Below are 277 nucleotides of genomic sequence, written 5' to 3'. Positions count from 1 at the left end.
TGGGTGGTGTGTCAATCCTTTTATTCGGTATCATTGCATCTAATGGTCTGCGTATGCTGATTGATAACAAAGTGGATATTGGTGAAAAAAGAAACTTAATAATTTCATCAGTTATCTTAGTCATCGGAATTGGTGGTGCCTTTATCCAAGTAACAGAAGTTATAGAAATACCAGGTATGGCTTTAGCATCTATTGTAGGGATTATCTTAAACCTTGTTTTACCTGGTAGACCTGTCATCAAAAACGCAGAAGAAATGTTCCAAAGCTTAGACAGTGC

The 277-nt window shown here is 36.8% G+C and carries 1 protein-coding gene; it reads left to right on the top strand.

Annotation, left to right across the window (positions count from 1 at the left end):
* The coding region (locus AOA62_RS29750) for a solute carrier family 23 protein (protein ID WP_305886553.1) at positions 1-277 on the top strand (277 nt) is incomplete at both ends.

This window comes from Pseudomonas sp. 2995-3 (genome assembly GCF_002742565.1).
GTDB classification, from domain to species: Bacteria; Pseudomonadota; Gammaproteobacteria; order Pseudomonadales; family Pseudomonadaceae; genus Aquipseudomonas; species Aquipseudomonas edaphica.
The sequence above is the reverse complement of the archived record's forward strand: the minus strand, read 5'-3'. Positions and strand labels throughout refer to the sequence as shown.